This window comes from Enterococcus sp. DIV1337a (genome assembly GCF_051712285.1).
Lineage (GTDB): Bacteria > Bacillota > Bacilli > Lactobacillales > Enterococcaceae > Enterococcus > Enterococcus faecalis.
Genome location: NZ_JBIOOP010000001.1, coordinates 836,111 through 850,740, shown reverse-complemented (window position 1 = coordinate 850,740; position 14,630 = coordinate 836,111). Strand labels below are relative to the sequence as shown.

General features: G+C 35.9%; 17 protein-coding genes. 1 reads left to right on the top strand and 16 read right to left on the bottom strand.

Features of this window, described 5'->3' with window-relative positions:
* The first annotated feature begins 16 nt into the window (after nucleotides 1-16).
* Nucleotides 17-1,438, top strand: coding sequence for a helix-turn-helix domain-containing protein (locus IGL49_RS04195; RefSeq protein WP_104854269.1), 1,422 nt, complete (start codon nucleotides 17-19; stop codon nucleotides 1,436-1,438).
* 180 nt (nucleotides 1,439-1,618) lie between these two features.
* On the opposite strand, the gene IGL49_RS04190 is transcribed toward IGL49_RS04195, so the two are convergent.
* The 16 genes from IGL49_RS04190 to IGL49_RS04115 form a co-directional block, all read right to left on the bottom strand.
* The gene (locus IGL49_RS04190) at nucleotides 1,619-2,014 is read right to left on the bottom strand and encodes a DUF805 domain-containing protein (protein ID WP_002358131.1); all 396 of its coding nucleotides are present in this window, start codon (nucleotides 2,012-2,014) and stop codon (nucleotides 1,619-1,621) included.
* A 70-nt stretch (nucleotides 2,015-2,084) separates the two neighbouring features.
* Nucleotides 2,085-2,798, bottom strand: a complete 714-nt coding sequence (locus IGL49_RS04185) for a DsbA family oxidoreductase (protein ID WP_104858170.1) — start codon at nucleotides 2,796-2,798, stop codon at nucleotides 2,085-2,087.
* 140 nt (nucleotides 2,799-2,938) lie between these two features.
* Nucleotides 2,939-3,385 (bottom strand): GNAT family N-acetyltransferase, encoded by a 447-nt coding sequence (locus IGL49_RS04180; RefSeq protein WP_104854267.1) that lies wholly within the window; start codon nucleotides 3,383-3,385, stop codon nucleotides 2,939-2,941.
* Nucleotides 3,386-3,658: 273 nt separating this feature from the next.
* The gene (locus tag IGL49_RS04175) at nucleotides 3,659-6,346 is read right to left on the bottom strand and encodes an HAD-IC family P-type ATPase (protein ID WP_104854266.1); all 2,688 of its coding nucleotides are present in this window, start codon (nucleotides 6,344-6,346) and stop codon (nucleotides 3,659-3,661) included.
* A gap of 562 nt (nucleotides 6,347-6,908) precedes the next feature.
* Entirely contained in the window at nucleotides 6,909-7,151 is a 243-nt protein-coding gene (locus IGL49_RS04170) for a hypothetical protein (RefSeq protein ID WP_104854265.1), read from the bottom strand.
* Nucleotides 7,152-7,221: 70 nt separating this feature from the next.
* A complete protein-coding gene (locus IGL49_RS04165) occupies nucleotides 7,222-7,653 on the bottom strand; it encodes a universal stress protein (protein WP_104854264.1) in 432 nt (143 codons plus the stop codon).
* Between the two features lie 52 nt (nucleotides 7,654-7,705).
* Entirely contained in the window at nucleotides 7,706-8,011 is a 306-nt protein-coding gene (locus IGL49_RS04160) for a hypothetical protein (RefSeq protein ID WP_002358136.1), read from the bottom strand.
* 17 nt (nucleotides 8,012-8,028) lie between these two features.
* Nucleotides 8,029-8,226, bottom strand: a complete 198-nt coding sequence (locus IGL49_RS04155; RefSeq protein WP_002375234.1) for a hypothetical protein — start codon at nucleotides 8,224-8,226, stop codon at nucleotides 8,029-8,031.
* Between the two features lie 71 nt (nucleotides 8,227-8,297).
* Nucleotides 8,298-8,687, bottom strand: a complete 390-nt coding sequence (locus IGL49_RS04150) for a hypothetical protein (RefSeq protein ID WP_104854263.1) — start codon at nucleotides 8,685-8,687, stop codon at nucleotides 8,298-8,300.
* Nucleotides 8,688-8,691: 4 nt separating this feature from the next.
* Nucleotides 8,692-10,014: a Y-family DNA polymerase gene (locus IGL49_RS04145; RefSeq protein ID WP_164982879.1), complete on the bottom strand. Its 1,323-nt coding sequence runs from the start codon at nucleotides 10,012-10,014 to the stop codon at nucleotides 8,692-8,694.
* Nucleotides 10,015-10,158: 144 nt separating this feature from the next.
* A complete protein-coding gene (gene emeA / locus IGL49_RS04140) occupies nucleotides 10,159-11,313 on the bottom strand; it encodes a multidrug efflux MFS transporter EmeA (RefSeq protein WP_002358140.1) in 1,155 nt (384 codons plus the stop codon).
* Nucleotides 11,314-11,505: 192 nt separating this feature from the next.
* Nucleotides 11,506-11,946, bottom strand: a complete 441-nt coding sequence (locus IGL49_RS04135) for a GNAT family N-acetyltransferase (RefSeq protein ID WP_282593684.1) — start codon at nucleotides 11,944-11,946, stop codon at nucleotides 11,506-11,508.
* 48 nt (nucleotides 11,947-11,994) lie between these two features.
* Nucleotides 11,995-12,429 (bottom strand): GNAT family N-acetyltransferase, encoded by a 435-nt coding sequence (locus IGL49_RS04130; RefSeq protein ID WP_104854260.1) that lies wholly within the window; start codon nucleotides 12,427-12,429, stop codon nucleotides 11,995-11,997.
* 292 nt (nucleotides 12,430-12,721) lie between these two features.
* Entirely contained in the window at nucleotides 12,722-13,021 is a 300-nt protein-coding gene (locus IGL49_RS04125; RefSeq protein WP_162782421.1) for a hypothetical protein, read from the bottom strand.
* Between the two features lie 27 nt (nucleotides 13,022-13,048).
* Nucleotides 13,049-13,615, bottom strand: coding sequence for a kinase (locus tag IGL49_RS04120; protein WP_174108329.1), 567 nt, complete (start codon nucleotides 13,613-13,615; stop codon nucleotides 13,049-13,051).
* Between the two features lie 9 nt (nucleotides 13,616-13,624).
* Nucleotides 13,625-14,629: a LacI family DNA-binding transcriptional regulator gene (locus IGL49_RS04115; RefSeq protein WP_104854258.1), complete on the bottom strand. Its 1,005-nt coding sequence runs from the start codon at nucleotides 14,627-14,629 to the stop codon at nucleotides 13,625-13,627.
* Nucleotide 14,630 lies beyond the last annotated feature (1 nt).

Here is a 14,630-nt window from a genome sequence, read left to right as displayed (position 1 = left end):
CTTGGGAGGAAACAATATGATTAGGTTTTTAGAAAAAAATTATCGGAAAATGGAAGAAATCATTCGTGTATTATCCATTTCTGATAAATGGATGACTAAAAAAGAACTTGCAAAATATATTGGTAGTTCTGAGTCTACTTTTATCCGTTATATTGAGGAGATTAAACAACGCTGGGGCGAAAGCTTAACCATTAAAACGTCTCATAAATTAGGCTATCGTTTAGAAAACTTTAATGCATCCTTATATTTAAAAGTACTGACGGATATGGCAAAAACGTCAACGACCACCCAATTGCTCCATGAATTTATCCAAAATCCTGGCAAAACTATCGAATATTATTGCGATACCATCAATATTAGTCGCTCTTCTTTTGCTCGAAAATTAAAGCAGTGTAATCAGGTCTTGGAAACTTACTCTCTTCGCGTTATCGTTGATCAAGGCTATCAATTAACTAGCCAAACAGAAGAATTGCCCTTACGTGTTTTTACGACCTTTTTCTTTTTAATGTATTATGGTCATTATGAATTGCCCTATCAATTAGACAAGCAGGAAATCAAGCAATTAATGCGCCGTAATCAATGTCAATTAAATATTATTAGTATGGATAACAGTTATGAACACGATTTTTTTATTATGTATTTTATTGTTGATTTATTAAGAGAACATCAAGGATTTCAACAACGTTTCCAGAAAAAATCAGACAAAAAGAGTCCGATCAAAATGGAAGATTATCTTTTACTCAGTCGTCATTTTACTGGACTCAGCCGTGAGACCTATCGGGAAGTTCTCCGGTATTTTCAAAGAGGCGCTTTTCAGCAATACTACTCTGAAGAACAAGAAGTTATCAGTCAAAGGATACGTGAAAATTTAAAATTTAATGCTTTTTCACAGATTGAACAATTAACAGAAGAAGTCGTTGACTTTGCTGTTCACTTGTTAACCTGTCTTTATTTGTTTTCTCAATTAGTGCCTTTTGACACCACCGAATTAACACAAAGGGCCACCTTTTTCACTCGACAAATTCATTTTACTCAGCTCCACTTATATGCACGATTAAAAGCAGAATTGCATTTCTTTTCCGCTCTTTTAGAAACAAACCTATTAAACTATTCATCTTCTTATATTTTTTGGTTGCTCAATACTTTTCCAGAAATTAACCAGAGTTTCGACTCAAAAAAGATTTTGATTATTAGTGACATGGGCCTGAATCATAGCCAATACATAGGAAACTATGTCCACGATATTTTAGCGTTACATCGGATTCGTTCAAATACGTTAGCAATCACGGAAGAACAAATAGATGATCATCGACTCGAAGAATTTGACTTGATTATTACCAATCAACCAATTATTGAAACCAATGTTCCAAGTATTTTAATTAATGATGCTATCTTATTTTCTAACAAAAGAGAATTGCTCGATTTATTAAACTTTTAACGTCTTAATAGTTTTCCCTATCTACCAAAAAGATAACTCTTTTATCAAGAAGCACGCAATGTGAGGTACCATCATTCAAAAGATAATTTTATTTTTCTGAAATAAAAAAGAAAATAGGACATAAGTCGAAATGACTTATGTCCTATTTTCACTCTTAAGATAATCAGCTAAACCAGTAAATTAAATTTCTGATTGATTCACTGGCCATCTTGTGTGGCTTTTACTTGGCAAAATTAATGTAATGAAGATCACTAAAGTACCGATAAAAGGAAGTAAATAGAATAAAATCCACCAGTTACTGTGGTCGCGATCATGCAATCTTCTTGCTCGAACAGTAAAGTTTGCCAACCAAATTAAAGCAGTCAGCAAGAAAAAGATAATGGTCACGGTATTCCATTCTTTAATGATTGTTCCATCATTGGGTGTTACTTCAATATATCTGTAAACGCCCGTAATTGCTGAATAAATCCCTAACACTAAATAATTAATTAATTGTGGCCACCAATATTGTGCTCGTGTTGCTGACGCATTCATTGTTGTAATATTATTCCAGTATTCTCTATACGCGTTAAACATATTATCACCCCCGCATTAACTATTACAGAAGTCTTTTGTTTTGTCAAAGAATAACGTTATTTTATACCGCTTATTGACACGTCCATGCGCCTTCCTTAAATTCACATGAAGCTGACTCTTCAGAAGAGGGAGACAATGAAACTAACGGTTGCTGTTGTTTTTCTTCTGTGAGAATTTTTTGAATAGTTTGACTGATTTGTTGTTTCGGTACTGCACCATTAATTAGATATTTTTGATTAATGATTAGGGCAGGAACCCCTTGTAAACCATAAGCAGAAGCTAGCGCAAAATCTTCTTGAACTGCCGTCCAAACAGCCTCGGAAGCAACAGCTTCTTTCCATAAAGTAAAATCAATCGTTGTTTCTTTTACTAACTCCTCAATTACTTCTGGCTCTTCAATATTTAAACTTCTCACAAATAAACCTTCTTGTAACTTATCAAACAGTAACCAATAGGTGTCTTGGTTGCCAATGTATCCAGCTGCTTTTGCTGCTAATAATGCATTCTTTGATGTTGGAAAATCAAATCGTTGCTTCCTCATCCCGTCAATATTAAAACGATGCTTTGAATCGTTTTGATTGGCATGCACCCAATGCGTCAAAACTTCTTCTTTTACTGCCGCTCGTGAGCCAAACATTGTTTCAAAATCGTTTGCTGACCACCCCAACGCAAACGACCGATGGATTAATTCAATTTCAGGAAATTCCTGTTGAATCTCATGCATGCGATCAGACATTGGAAAACAAAAACTACAAATAACATCATGGAAAAATTCTATTTTCATCCTTACCCTCCAGTAACTCTTTTTTTCAAAACAGATTGCACTAAATTTACCATTTTACTTACTAAAAGTAAACAAATGAAGCCAATTAAAAGAAACAAGTGAAACAAAATGCGCTGTGGCTTTTGTCTCACCTGTTCTATCTACTTATTCTGATATGTCCATTCCATTACCCGCTCGCCATTCGTATCTAATTCACCATTAAATACAAAACCAAGTTGTTGATACAACCGAATTGCTGAGCTGTTCGTATCATAAACACTCAAGTATAGCTTGTTTGTTTGGTATTTTTCTATTAGTGTTAACATTAAAAGTCGACAGGCTGCTTTCCCATAACCTTGTCCTTGGAACCGTTGATCAATTAAAAAGCGGTCTAACCAAACGCGCCCATCTTGCCAACGTCCATACATGGCATAGCCGATTAATTGATTGCCGTCATAAATACCTGCCGATTCCCATTCTGGAGATTGGTCCGATTCTTTCAGGTTTTCTGCCATTGATTCAATGAAGTCTTGTTGTTCCGCGAAGACCTGTAAGTTTTCCACTGCCGTACGATTATTGTTTGTTACTTTTTCAAAATGTATTTCCATTGTTTTCACCTAATTATTTTTTTATTTTATGACGCGATCGTAATAGGATTTTAGAAGGCTAAATTGCGACGAACATTTATTGAGAAAACAGTGTTTAGTTTCAAGAGCCAAGACCATCAATTCTAGCATTTTCCATACATGGAATTTGATGCAACCGAAATGAAATGCGGGATACTGCACACCATCAGTTCATTCTTCGCTTTTTTTATTTTTATACCATCTTTGGGAAATTCCTTCTTATTGGCTTTCTCACCTGAGCATTTATCTCCAAGTTTAAGACTTGGGAAGTACGTCATTTCTTTTTTTCTTACGTTTCACATTCCTTATATACTTATCTACTTCTGTAATAAATAGGATAATCATACCTGAAACGATTGAAATTACCCAAGCTAACAAGGACAGATTAGCCGTATAAAAAATTGATTGCATTAATGGAACATAAGTCAAAATTAGTTGCAATATGACCATTATACCGATAATCCAAAAAGCTTTTGGATTTGTAAATAAGCTTTTAGAGAAAAATGGTTGTGTTGTTCGAATATTAAATAAATAAAAGATTTTACTTAAAACAACAATATTAATCATCATAGTACTTGCTACCGCTTGTCCTACACCTTGAGTTAATAACCACTCATAAGAAATAAGACTAATTAAAGCCATTATTATTGAAACATAGGCCATTTGCCAAATATCATGATTATCCAATAAACGATTTCCAGTTTTCCTTGGTTTTCTTTTCATAATACCTTCTTCATCTGGTTCAAAGATAAACGCAAACTGAATAGTAATTGCGGAAACCATATTAATCCATAGTAGTTGGGTTGCTTGTAGAGGCATTTCTTTTTGCATTAAAATGTTAAATACTATAATTAAACCTTCAGCAAAAGAAGTTGGTAAAAGAAAGAGAATGCTCTTTTTTATATTGTCATAGATGCGACGTCCTTCTTTAATTGCCACCGATAGGGTACCAAAATTATCATCTGCTAAAATCATATCTGCAGAGTCTTTGGCTACGTCCGTTCCTTTTTTTCCCATCGCTACCCCAATATCTGCTCGTTTCAACGCGGGGGCATCATTGACACCATCACCTGTCATTGCAGTAACTTTACCGCTTTCTTGAAGGGCTTTGACAATATCAAGCTTATTTTTAGGCGTCGTTCTTGCAAAAACTTGATTTTCCAAAACAGCTTCACGAAACATTTCTGGAGTCATTTTATCTAGTTCACCGCCGGTTATGACACGAATTGTTGGTGCCAATCCTAATTTTTCCCCAATTGCTTTGGCGGTCAAGGGATGATCCCCTGTAATCATTTTAACATGAACTCCTGCTTGATTCATTTCACCCAACGCTTGAATGACTTCTTCTCTTGGCGGATCAATAATCCCTGCAATCCCGACTAACTGAATACCGTTCTTTAAAAAATCATGCGTAATTTCTGTTATAGCTGAAGAAACTTTTTGGAACCCGACCGCTACTACTCGTTTTCCTTCTTTGGATAGTTTTTCAACTTGTTCATACCAATACTTCGTATCAAAAGTTTGATCTGCTTTTTCTGCCATGGGCAAAAGCTTATCAGGCGATCCTTTTATAAAAATAAATTGCTCGCCCTTTTCATTTTTAATAAGTTTTGCTATATAGCGATACTCCGAGTCAAAAGGCAACATGTCCAATTCCTCATAACTAGGTTGGTTAGGATAATCAAATTGCTTATAGTATAAAGTAAGAAATGAACCATCAGTTGGTTCTCCGTTAATCGACCAATGATTTTCTTCTTTTACCAAAACTGTATCATTCGCTTCAAAGCCTATTTCTAAAAACAATTTTAGCTTCTCATCTAATGACGCTTTTTTATTTTCAAATAAAATTTGTCCTGTTGGCTGGTAGCCATCGCCCGTCACTTGGTACTCTTTTTTATATAATAGGATGTCTTTTACTGTCATTTCATTTTTGGTTAATGTACCTGTTTTATCCGTAGCTACTACATCTACAGAGCCTAAAGTTTCCACAGCAGGTAAAGTCTTAACAATGGTATGTTTATTTTTAGCCATATCGCTCACACCCATTGCTAAAACAACGGAAGTAGTAGCAGGCAAGCCTTCAGGAATAGAGCCGACAATCATTGTCACGACAGCCAGAGATAAAACAGACAGAGAGTAAGTTTCAAGAAACAAACTTACCAGAAAAAGAACAATCGCTACTGACATAATTACGTAAGTAATCCCTTTTCCCAAACTATCGATTTCTTTCATTAACGGAGTTTTTCTGGTTTCTGTATTGTTTACTTCAGAGGATATTTTTCCTATCTCTGTTTGTTCTCCTATTGCTATCACCAAACCAATCCCGCTTCCAGAAGTAACATCCGTAGAAGCAAAAGCTAAGTTAACTTGTTCTGCTAAAGGTGTATCTTCAGCGATTATCGGAGTCGTAACTTTTTCAACAGAATCTGATTCTCCTGTTAAAGCGGATTCTTGTATACGTAAATTATCTGCTTCAATCATTCGTAAATCTGCTGGAACATTGTCACCAGCCTCTAAAAAAACTACATCTCCCACTACTACCTGTTCAGCTGGAATGTCCTTTCTAACACCTTGTCGGTAAACGGTTGCTTTTGAAGAAAGAAGTTCTTTTATTTTTTCTAATGCATTTGTCGCACTAGCTTCTTGATAGTACCCAATCAGCGCGTTTACAAAAACTACTAGAACAATGATAATAGTATCTGAAGTATGTCCCATGAACAGCGTCAAAGCTGCGGAAAATAACAAAATATAAATAATCATATTGTTAAACTGTCGAAGCAACAATTTCCATTTAGGAGTCGTTTTAGCTTCTAGTTTGTTTACCCCATATTTCAAAATACTATCTTCTACTTGCTTTGCTGTTAAACCGTTTTCTAAATTTTTTATTTCATATTTTTTTAAAATCTCTTCTGTACTCAATTGATACTCTTTTATCTGTTCCATTTATTTACCTAACTTTCTTAATTATTTTTTTATAGTGCAAATAAGCTCATCATTTAATAGCCCATACTTGCTATCAATACTGAACTTCCCTATAAATTATTCAATTAAAAAGTAGGCTAAACACATTAAGAATCTCTGCTCGCCTTCTGACGTGTCACTTGTCAATCAAACGCACCTCCTAATTTTTTAAACATAATACTACTATAGAAGGATAAAAGTTGCAACATGAATAAACTGTTGCTATAAAAACTTAAATATCTATTATTAGTGAAAAAATGCTTTTTTATTTCCCCTATTAAAGTTTCTCTTTTTTATGCCCATCTTTTCCTACAAATAGATACTCTTTTCAAGAGATTTCTTTTTACACCACCAGTTTCAAATGATATAAATGATATATAGAGTGTTTTAACTATGTGCAACATGATTAAAAGTTAACTGTTGGGGAGCAGTTAACTTTTTCTTTTTAACCACAAAAGAGAGGATCCGCTGTGAGAAATAACTGCAGCGGATGCTCCCTTTTGTATACTATTTATTTACTAGCCGATAGTTCAAAGCTTTCCCGTTACTCAGTAGTATCGATATTGTCTTCTTGACTATCTAAAGAACGGTCAACTTTTTCGTCGTAACTTTCCAGGGAATTTTCATTTTGATGTTTCTGATTATCGACAGTTTTATCGACTTTTTCTTTCTGTCGATCAATTGTCTTTTCCATCTCTTCGCCAGCCGAGGTACAGCCACTCAGCAAAAAGAAACTTGTGAATAAAAACGCTGACAAGATAACTGTTTTTCCGATTTTTGTTTTCATAAACTCACCTCTCGTTTAATTTAAAAAAACGCTCCGATAAAACACTGTGTCCTTGATTATTTACTCACAATTAGCGAACGACTAAGACATTGCACGAAGCATGGTTAACCACATAATCTGTAGTAGAACCAATCAAGGTTCGTTGAATAGCACCTCTTCCCGTGGCCCCTAGCACAATTAAATCTATGGCATAATTTTCAGAAATCGTGTTGGCAAGATAACGTTTTGGGCTCCCAAGCTCAACAATTTTTTTGACTGTTTTTACACCAATTTCACTCGCTTGTTTTGCCTTTTCAGTGAGCATCTCTTCTGACTTGTGTTTTTCTAAATCATACAATTCTTCAAAAGAAAAGGGACTCGTCGTAAATTCAGCATCATTAATAATTGTAGCTAAATAAAGAGTGGCTTGTTCCTCTTTGGCAATCCTGACAGCTTCATGAAAAGCTTTTTCAGATTGATCTGAGCCATCAAGAGCAACCAAAATATGTTGATATACTGACATTTTATCCGCCTCCTTAACCAAATTAAGAATCACAACTAACACAACAGCTGTGTTACATTTTAGTGGCTATCTGTTGTAATTTTTCCACGGTTAATGCTTGATAATTTGTTTCTTCAAGTAGTCCCGTTTGAATTTCAACAGAAACATCTTCCGTACATGTTTCTAAAAACATTGTGGCATAATCAAACTGTTGCTCTAAGAATGTTTCATACTCCAGTCGACAACGTAAAAATTCTTTCGCGGTATCTGAAACATGTAAACACATGCGGCGCTTATTCGCTTTCTTGGTTATCACAAAATAGGTTCCTTCTAAAATCGTGGTAATCTCTTCAATAATATACGCTGCATCTTTTACCATTCCGTCAATCCAGTCCTTTATTTGTTTTCAGTATCGTTGCTTTTTTCTTTGTCGTCACTTAACAGCTCTTTAATTTTTTCACGATTGTCGTATAACTTTTTTCCTACGCCCACTAAGGCGCCACCTGCCAATAACTTTGTTAAAAAGCCGCCACTTGCATTTGTTTTTTTACCATGGTGTCCTTTTAAATGATGTCCCATCCTAGCCACCTCCATAATTTTTATTTCTATTACCTATGAACATTATCTCATATGTTTTCACAAAACGCACGTATAACAATAGTTTTTTAATCAAGGCTCGACCACTTTGTAAACTCATGACTTTTAACATGACGAATATCTTCAAATAAAATATGTGTATGTCCAACTTTTGCATGCTCCATTGAGCTCATCCCTTCAAAAACACCGATAATTGGCGGCTGAACGCGGCCAAAATCATCCAAAGTATTCAATTGGATTTCTAAAACTTGGTTATTTTTTAAAGACTGCTCTAAGTATTCTTCAATTTCTTCTGTTGTCTGTTGCGGTAAGCGTTCAAACGCTCTCTTAGAATATTCGTCAGAAGCTTCGATTCCTTCTTGTAACTCCCCCAATGCAAAAGCAGTCGCCCATTTCAGTTCAAAGGGCCGATCGTGGTACTCATTATAAGGTGTAAATTCTTTTTTTGTTCGTTTCATGATGTTATCCTCCTAAACCGACATTTCCCCCAGCATGTCCACCCACTAATCCTGAACGATGAATTGCTGTCGCGCCTTCTAACAAAGAAGAGGCATGGATTAAAGCTTGAAAGCCAAATTTTTGTCGGATTTTATCAATCAGATAGTTTAACTCCATTTCACTAATTTGCTCTTCTGGTACCGAAAATAAATCTAATTGTAAAGATTCATTCCAAACTAATTTTCCATAAGAAAGACCTAATTGTCGGACATCGGTTCCTACTAGATAGTGTTCTCTAAAAAGGGCTAATACATGGGTGATCAAAACTTTTGTATTGTTTGTTGCAGGAATCGTTTGTTGTTTTCGCCAACCAGTTCGTCCTTCACGGTCAATTTGTCCTTTGGAATAACCAACGTAGACTGTGATACATTCCGTTTGACAATGCGCTTTTCTTAAACGAGCAGCCACTTGCTCTGTCAGTTCCTTTAAGACTAGTTCAATCTGATCTCTTCGCGCATAATCTCTCGGTAAAATCTGACTATTCCCAAATGATTTTTCAGCTTTACGTTGCGTTTTTTTTCCTAAAAAAGTACGATCAATTCCCCATGAATGAGCATACAATTGAAGCCCCATCACGCCAAATGTTTCTTGTAAAAGATGCGGATTCGCTTGCGCTAATTCATATACAGAATCAATTCCTAAACGATTTAGTCGTTTAGCCATTCTGCGACCAATCCCACAAAAATCTGTCAAAGAAGGCAACTGCCAGACAGTATCTGGTACACGATCATACCGCCATTCTGCAATAAAATCTGGCGAATGTTTGGCGCCATTGTCCAACGCCAATTTAGCCAGTAACGGATTGTCCCCTATCCCAACGGTCACATAAATACCCACATGATTATAAACGACTCTTTGGATAATCCGAGCCATTTTATAGGCGGTTTCACAATGAAAATAACTTAAAGAAGCCGTTACATCAAGAAATGATTCATCTACACTAAACACAGAGTGATCTTCATCTGCGACAAACTTTTTATATAAATTATTGATTTCTTGATTCTTTTTCATGTACAAATTCATTCGTGGCGGAACCACATATAAATCAGGATGAGCGGGCACTTGATTTTTACGCGTAACATTTGAAACACCTAAAACTTTTTTTGCCATTGGCGATGCTGATAAAACTAATCCCCCCGCATTTTCGGCATTGCTCATCACTACCAACATCGTTTTCAACGGATCTAACCCACGTTCTGCGCATTCTACACTAGCGTAAAAACTTTTACAATCAATACAAAGAATATCGCGACTAGGTTCTTTTTCATAATCAAATTTCACAAACATCACCTCACTTGCAAAATCATTATACGAACAAACGTTCGATTAATCAAGCGAACACTGTTTATTTTTTGTTTTTTTTCCAGAACGGTTGGTGATCAAAAAAATAAGTATTCGGAATTATTATATTCCAAATACTTATTTTTTCTTTTACATCTTATTTCGATTTAAAAATAATGATAAAAAGCCTGTTCCTAACAGAATCACTGCTGAAACATAATAAGGGAAAAAGTGGTTGATATCAAATAATGCACCTGCTGCCATTGGTCCTAAAATATTACCAAAACTTGTAAATGTCGAATTTAGCCCATTGATGGTTCCTTGTTGATCTCCAGCATGTTTAGATAAATAAGTGGTTACTGCTGGTCTAAACAAGTCAAACGCTAAAAAGACAATAAACGTTGAAAACACAACAACTAAATTATTTTTTGTAAAGGCAATCACGGCAATAAAAATGGCACTTGCAAAAAAGGTTAATTGGATTAAGCCCATTTCACCTATTTTTTGGACGATTGCATCAAAGAAAAACAACTGACAAATCAACGCTAAAATACCACTAACCGTAATCACGATTGCTATTTCACTTGTGGTAAAACCGAAATTAATAGTCGCCATAATACTATAAATAGATTCGAACGCTTGCAGGCCAAAAGAGGAAATTAAGATAATCACAAATAATGAGGTAAACATTGGATTTCTTAAAATATCCATAAATGAACCTTTTTTCGCTTCAACAGCGGCTAAAATTCGTTTCTCTGGCTCCTTCAAAACAGTTAATGTCAAAATAAAACCAATAAACGCTAAAAATGCGGCTGCAAAAAATGGGGCGCGAATACCTAAATAAGCAATAAAACCACCAACTCCTGGTCCGATAATAAAACCACCACTAATTGCGGCTGATACAAGTCCCATCGCTTTCGGGCGTTCAGAAATCGTGGTCATATCTGCCACAAAGGCTGTCACTGACGGCATTAATAAAGCGGCTGCAATCCCACCTAAACCACGAGAAATATAAAAACCGCTTTTCGCTTGGGCTAAACCAAATAATAACTCAGAAATTGAAAAAACCAACATGCCCGTCGCAATCATCTTTTTCCGACCAATTTTATCCGAAAGGACACCTGCGATTGGCGATGTGATTAATTGGGCAATCGCAAAAATAGAAATCATCATTCCCATTGTGGTACCAGAAAAATGCATTTCTTCTTTTAATTGGGGAATTACGGGAATGACTAGGCCTACACCTAGAAAAACAAGAAATAAGTTAGAAATTGCTAAGTACATCATACTATTTTTTTTCGTCATAATCTGCCTCCTCCATAAAAAAACAGCCATCAAAAATGGCTATTTCTGTTTCTTTGTATGTACTTTCTTTGACAGTGTTTCGGCTGAAACACTCGTTGAGTCATTGAGATACATTTTACACTAATTCGCTGAAAATTTCACTAGTTTTTACTTATTTTTTTAAAGGAAATTGTTATTTTTTAAAGACATAAATTAAGTATCCAAGTATTTAATGAATCGCTTTTGTTTTTTATCAGAAATATAGCCAATGTGTTCATAAAATTGATGTGCTGCTATACGCTGTTCCCCCGAATTTAAGCGAATCGCAGACAAGTTACACTTTTTGGCTTCCGTTTCTAGTTTCGTCATTAATTGTTTGCCAATTCCACGGCCTTCTGCTTCTCTTGCGACTGCTAATCCCAGAACGTTCAATAACGTTTGGGAATAAATTGTTTCATACAGTTGCGCATGCACATAGCCTAAAATCTTACCTGTCTTCGTTTCTTCATAAACATATAAAAACTCTCTGTCACTGGCTAGTAGTAATTTTTCAATCTGTTTACAGATCACGTCAACGGGAACTTCATAGCCCAATTGTTCTTTATTAATGATAGTTAACGCCGCTGCATCGGTTGGCTTCATTTTTCTAATCAAGGGTAACAACCTCCTAAATGATATTTATAGAATATTACTTTGGCTACTCTATAGTTTTTTCGATAAATAAAGAACTAACGCATCATCATTAACACACCGATCGTTTGGTTTCAGCTGCTTATTTTGAAACCAGACTCCTGAACCATCTGGCACATATCCTTGTTTGATATATAATCTTTGCGCTGCACCATAACCAGGATGCAGGCCTACTCCCAAAGAAACAGTATCTGCATGACTTTTGGCAACATTTTCTGCACGATTTAATAATAACCGCCCCACTCCTTGTTTTTGAAATGGTAAGAATACATTGAAATCAGCTATTTCAGGATATAAATTTTTAAAAGGTCCTTCCTTAGCTAATGGCAGTAACGTCACATAACCTAACAGCGTTGCCTTTTTCTCCGCTACAAAAACCGTTCGTTGCTTGACTAATTGTTCTTCTAAATAGTTCATTAAAATCTCTTGGCGACGAGCGTGGGACAAAAATCACTTTGGATTTTTGCTCCACGCTCAAAACCTGATAAACGGCGGGAACAGAACCAACTCCTTCGGAAATAAGCAAAATTCTCCAAAAATTAAAGAACAATTTCCGGAAATTTCTTCTTATTTCTCGGAGTTAAACAGTTCTGTCCCGACCTCCTTGAGTATCCAGCGCTAAGATATCTTTCTCTTGCATTTCTCTAATAACCACTGGCTCAGACATCAGCATTCCCTCCCGAAAAACGTTTTCATTTTATGAAATGAAGCGAATAATTCTTCGCTCACTTGTTCATTTTCAAAAGCCATCGAGTTGATGATATTTGGGCAAAACAGCAACACATGTTTCTTCTGAATTAACAGCAATAACGAACCCGTGCCATAAGGACCACGTTACCGCTTCACCCAATTTCTCTTTCACTCGTTGAATCATTTCAGCTTGCGTTAAGTCTCGAGCAGGAAAATGTTGAACTTTATCGTTACTGATTAAAAAAATAAATGATTCTGAAAAAGCTGTCATGACTTCAGGTGGTAAATTTTTTAATCGTTCTTGGTAATCCATTGGAACCACTCCTTCTTTTTTATCATACCACAACATCCGTTTCTCTAAAAAGCGCAGCACTTACTACTGAATATCTGCTAAAATTTGCCTGATAATCTGCTTTTCAGACAGTTGTTCAGATAACCGCTGTTCTCCCGGAAGCCCTAAATAATCTTCTGGTAGCCACCAACGTTTCATTTCCACGACACCAAATTCTTGATTCTTGTTTCTCTGGCTATGTCTTTTCAGCGTTTCTTCAAAAGAAATATCAAAATAATAAACCTGAACGTTTCCTTCAAAGAGATGAATTATTTCCTGAAAAAAGGAATGATAAATGGCTTTTTGAAAAATCCCTTCAACAATCACATACTGGCATTCTTGATAACCAAAAGCTACCAACTGTTTTAACAAAGCAATACTTAGATTACCTGTTTCATCTTTAACACGAAGCATTTCTCTGCGCACCACATCTTGAGAAATCAATAACGATTGTTCTTTAAGACATTGATGAAGCGCTTTAGCTATCGTTGTTTTGCCACTACCAGAATTACCACGTAAAATAATTAATTTCGGTTGCATCTGTTTCCCTCCATTTTCTTGATTGTTGAAAACCAGCAGAAAAGAGCAAAAAACTTGGAAAAAACTCTCCAAGTTTTGCTGTTATTTTGATGAACGTTTCGTTGAGTCTCGCTGAATGAATTCCGTTCCGATAATAATTTTTCTAGGAACTGGTGGTGTATTCAAGCATAACTCTTTCATTGTCTCAACGGCTAGCTCGCCCATCCATTCAGTATGAACTTTGACTGTTGTTAATGTGGGTGAAACATATTTTGCGACACTAATATCATTAAAACCAATGATAGAAATATCTTCTGGCACACGAATGGCTGCTTCTTGTAACGCCCGCATCGCACCAATTGCCAACGTATCACTTGCAGCGAAAAAAGCGGTTGGACGAGTGTCCGCTTTTTCAATAAAGTCTTTCATCGCTTGATAGCCTTCTTCAACAGAAAAAGCTGCTTCGACAACCCATTCTTGATGATAAAGGTCCAGATCTTTTAACGTTTCTTTAAAAGCAACAAAACGTGAATCAACCAATGCCACACGGGACTCTTTCGTATATTCTTGACCAGAAAGCATACCGATTTTCTGATGTCCTTGCGCCAAAAATTCTTGCACAACTGTTTTAACACTTCCAGCAAAATCAACAACAATGGAGTTTTGACCAAAAGCCATTGCATCAAAGTCTACAAATAGAAGAGGTGCGCCTAAGGCGGCTAAGGTCGCCACTTGCTTTTCATCAAATTTTCCTAAGGCAATTGTCCCATCAAATCTTTTTTGAGACAGGTTTGTCAGAGATTCTTTGACTAAAAGAAAACCCAATTCCTCTGCTCTCTTTTCAACACCTAAACGAATCGATAAATAGTAGATATCATCCAGCTCTTCTGGATCGCTGAACCATTGGACAAATCGAATTTTCTTTTTGCCTGCTTGTTTTTTTCTGGCTCGTTTTTTATAATTTAACGTTTCTGCGGTTTCAAATATTTTCTTCTTCGTTTCATCACTAACTGATAATGTTTCATCATAGTTCAAAACTCTCGAAACTGTCGCTGAAGAAACACCAACTTGCTCTGCTATATCTTTAATGGTTACGATGTTCCTCACC

Excerpts from the sequence above, each read along its gene's own strand:
- IGL49_RS04160 (WP_002358136.1), bottom strand. The coding sequence starts at position 8,011 with ATGGTAAAAGATGCAGCGTATATTATTGAAGAGATTACCACGATTTTA.
- IGL49_RS04145 (WP_164982879.1), bottom strand. The coding sequence starts at position 10,014 with ATGTTTGTGAAATTTGATTATGAAAAAGAACCTAGTCGCGATATTCTT.
- emeA (WP_002358140.1), bottom strand. The coding sequence starts at position 11,313 with ATGACGAAAAAAAATAGTATGATGTACTTAGCAATTTCTAACTTATTT.
- IGL49_RS04150 (WP_104854263.1), bottom strand. The coding sequence starts at position 8,687 with ATGAAACGAACAAAAAAAGAATTTACACCTTATAATGAGTACCACGAT.
- IGL49_RS04175 (WP_104854266.1), bottom strand. The coding sequence starts at position 6,346 with ATGGAACAGATAAAAGAGTATCAATTGAGTACAGAAGAGATTTTAAAA.
- IGL49_RS04170 (WP_104854265.1), bottom strand. The coding sequence starts at position 7,151 with ATGAAAACAAAAATCGGAAAAACAGTTATCTTGTCAGCGTTTTTATTC.
- IGL49_RS04165 (WP_104854264.1), bottom strand. The coding sequence starts at position 7,653 with ATGTCAGTATATCAACATATTTTGGTTGCTCTTGATGGCTCAGATCAA.
- IGL49_RS04190 (WP_002358131.1), bottom strand. The coding sequence starts at position 2,014 with ATGTTTAACGCGTATAGAGAATACTGGAATAATATTACAACAATGAAT.
- IGL49_RS04195 (WP_104854269.1), top strand. The coding sequence starts at position 17 with ATGATTAGGTTTTTAGAAAAAAATTATCGGAAAATGGAAGAAATCATT.
- IGL49_RS04155 (WP_002375234.1), bottom strand. The coding sequence starts at position 8,226 with ATGGAGGTGGCTAGGATGGGACATCATTTAAAAGGACACCATGGTAAA.
- IGL49_RS04185 (WP_104858170.1), bottom strand. The coding sequence starts at position 2,798 with ATGAAAATAGAATTTTTCCATGATGTTATTTGTAGTTTTTGTTTTCCA.
- IGL49_RS04125 (WP_162782421.1), bottom strand. The coding sequence starts at position 13,021 with ATGTTGTGGTATGATAAAAAAGAAGGAGTGGTTCCAATGGATTACCAA.
- IGL49_RS04180 (WP_104854267.1), bottom strand. The coding sequence starts at position 3,385 with ATGGAAATACATTTTGAAAAAGTAACAAACAATAATCGTACGGCAGTG.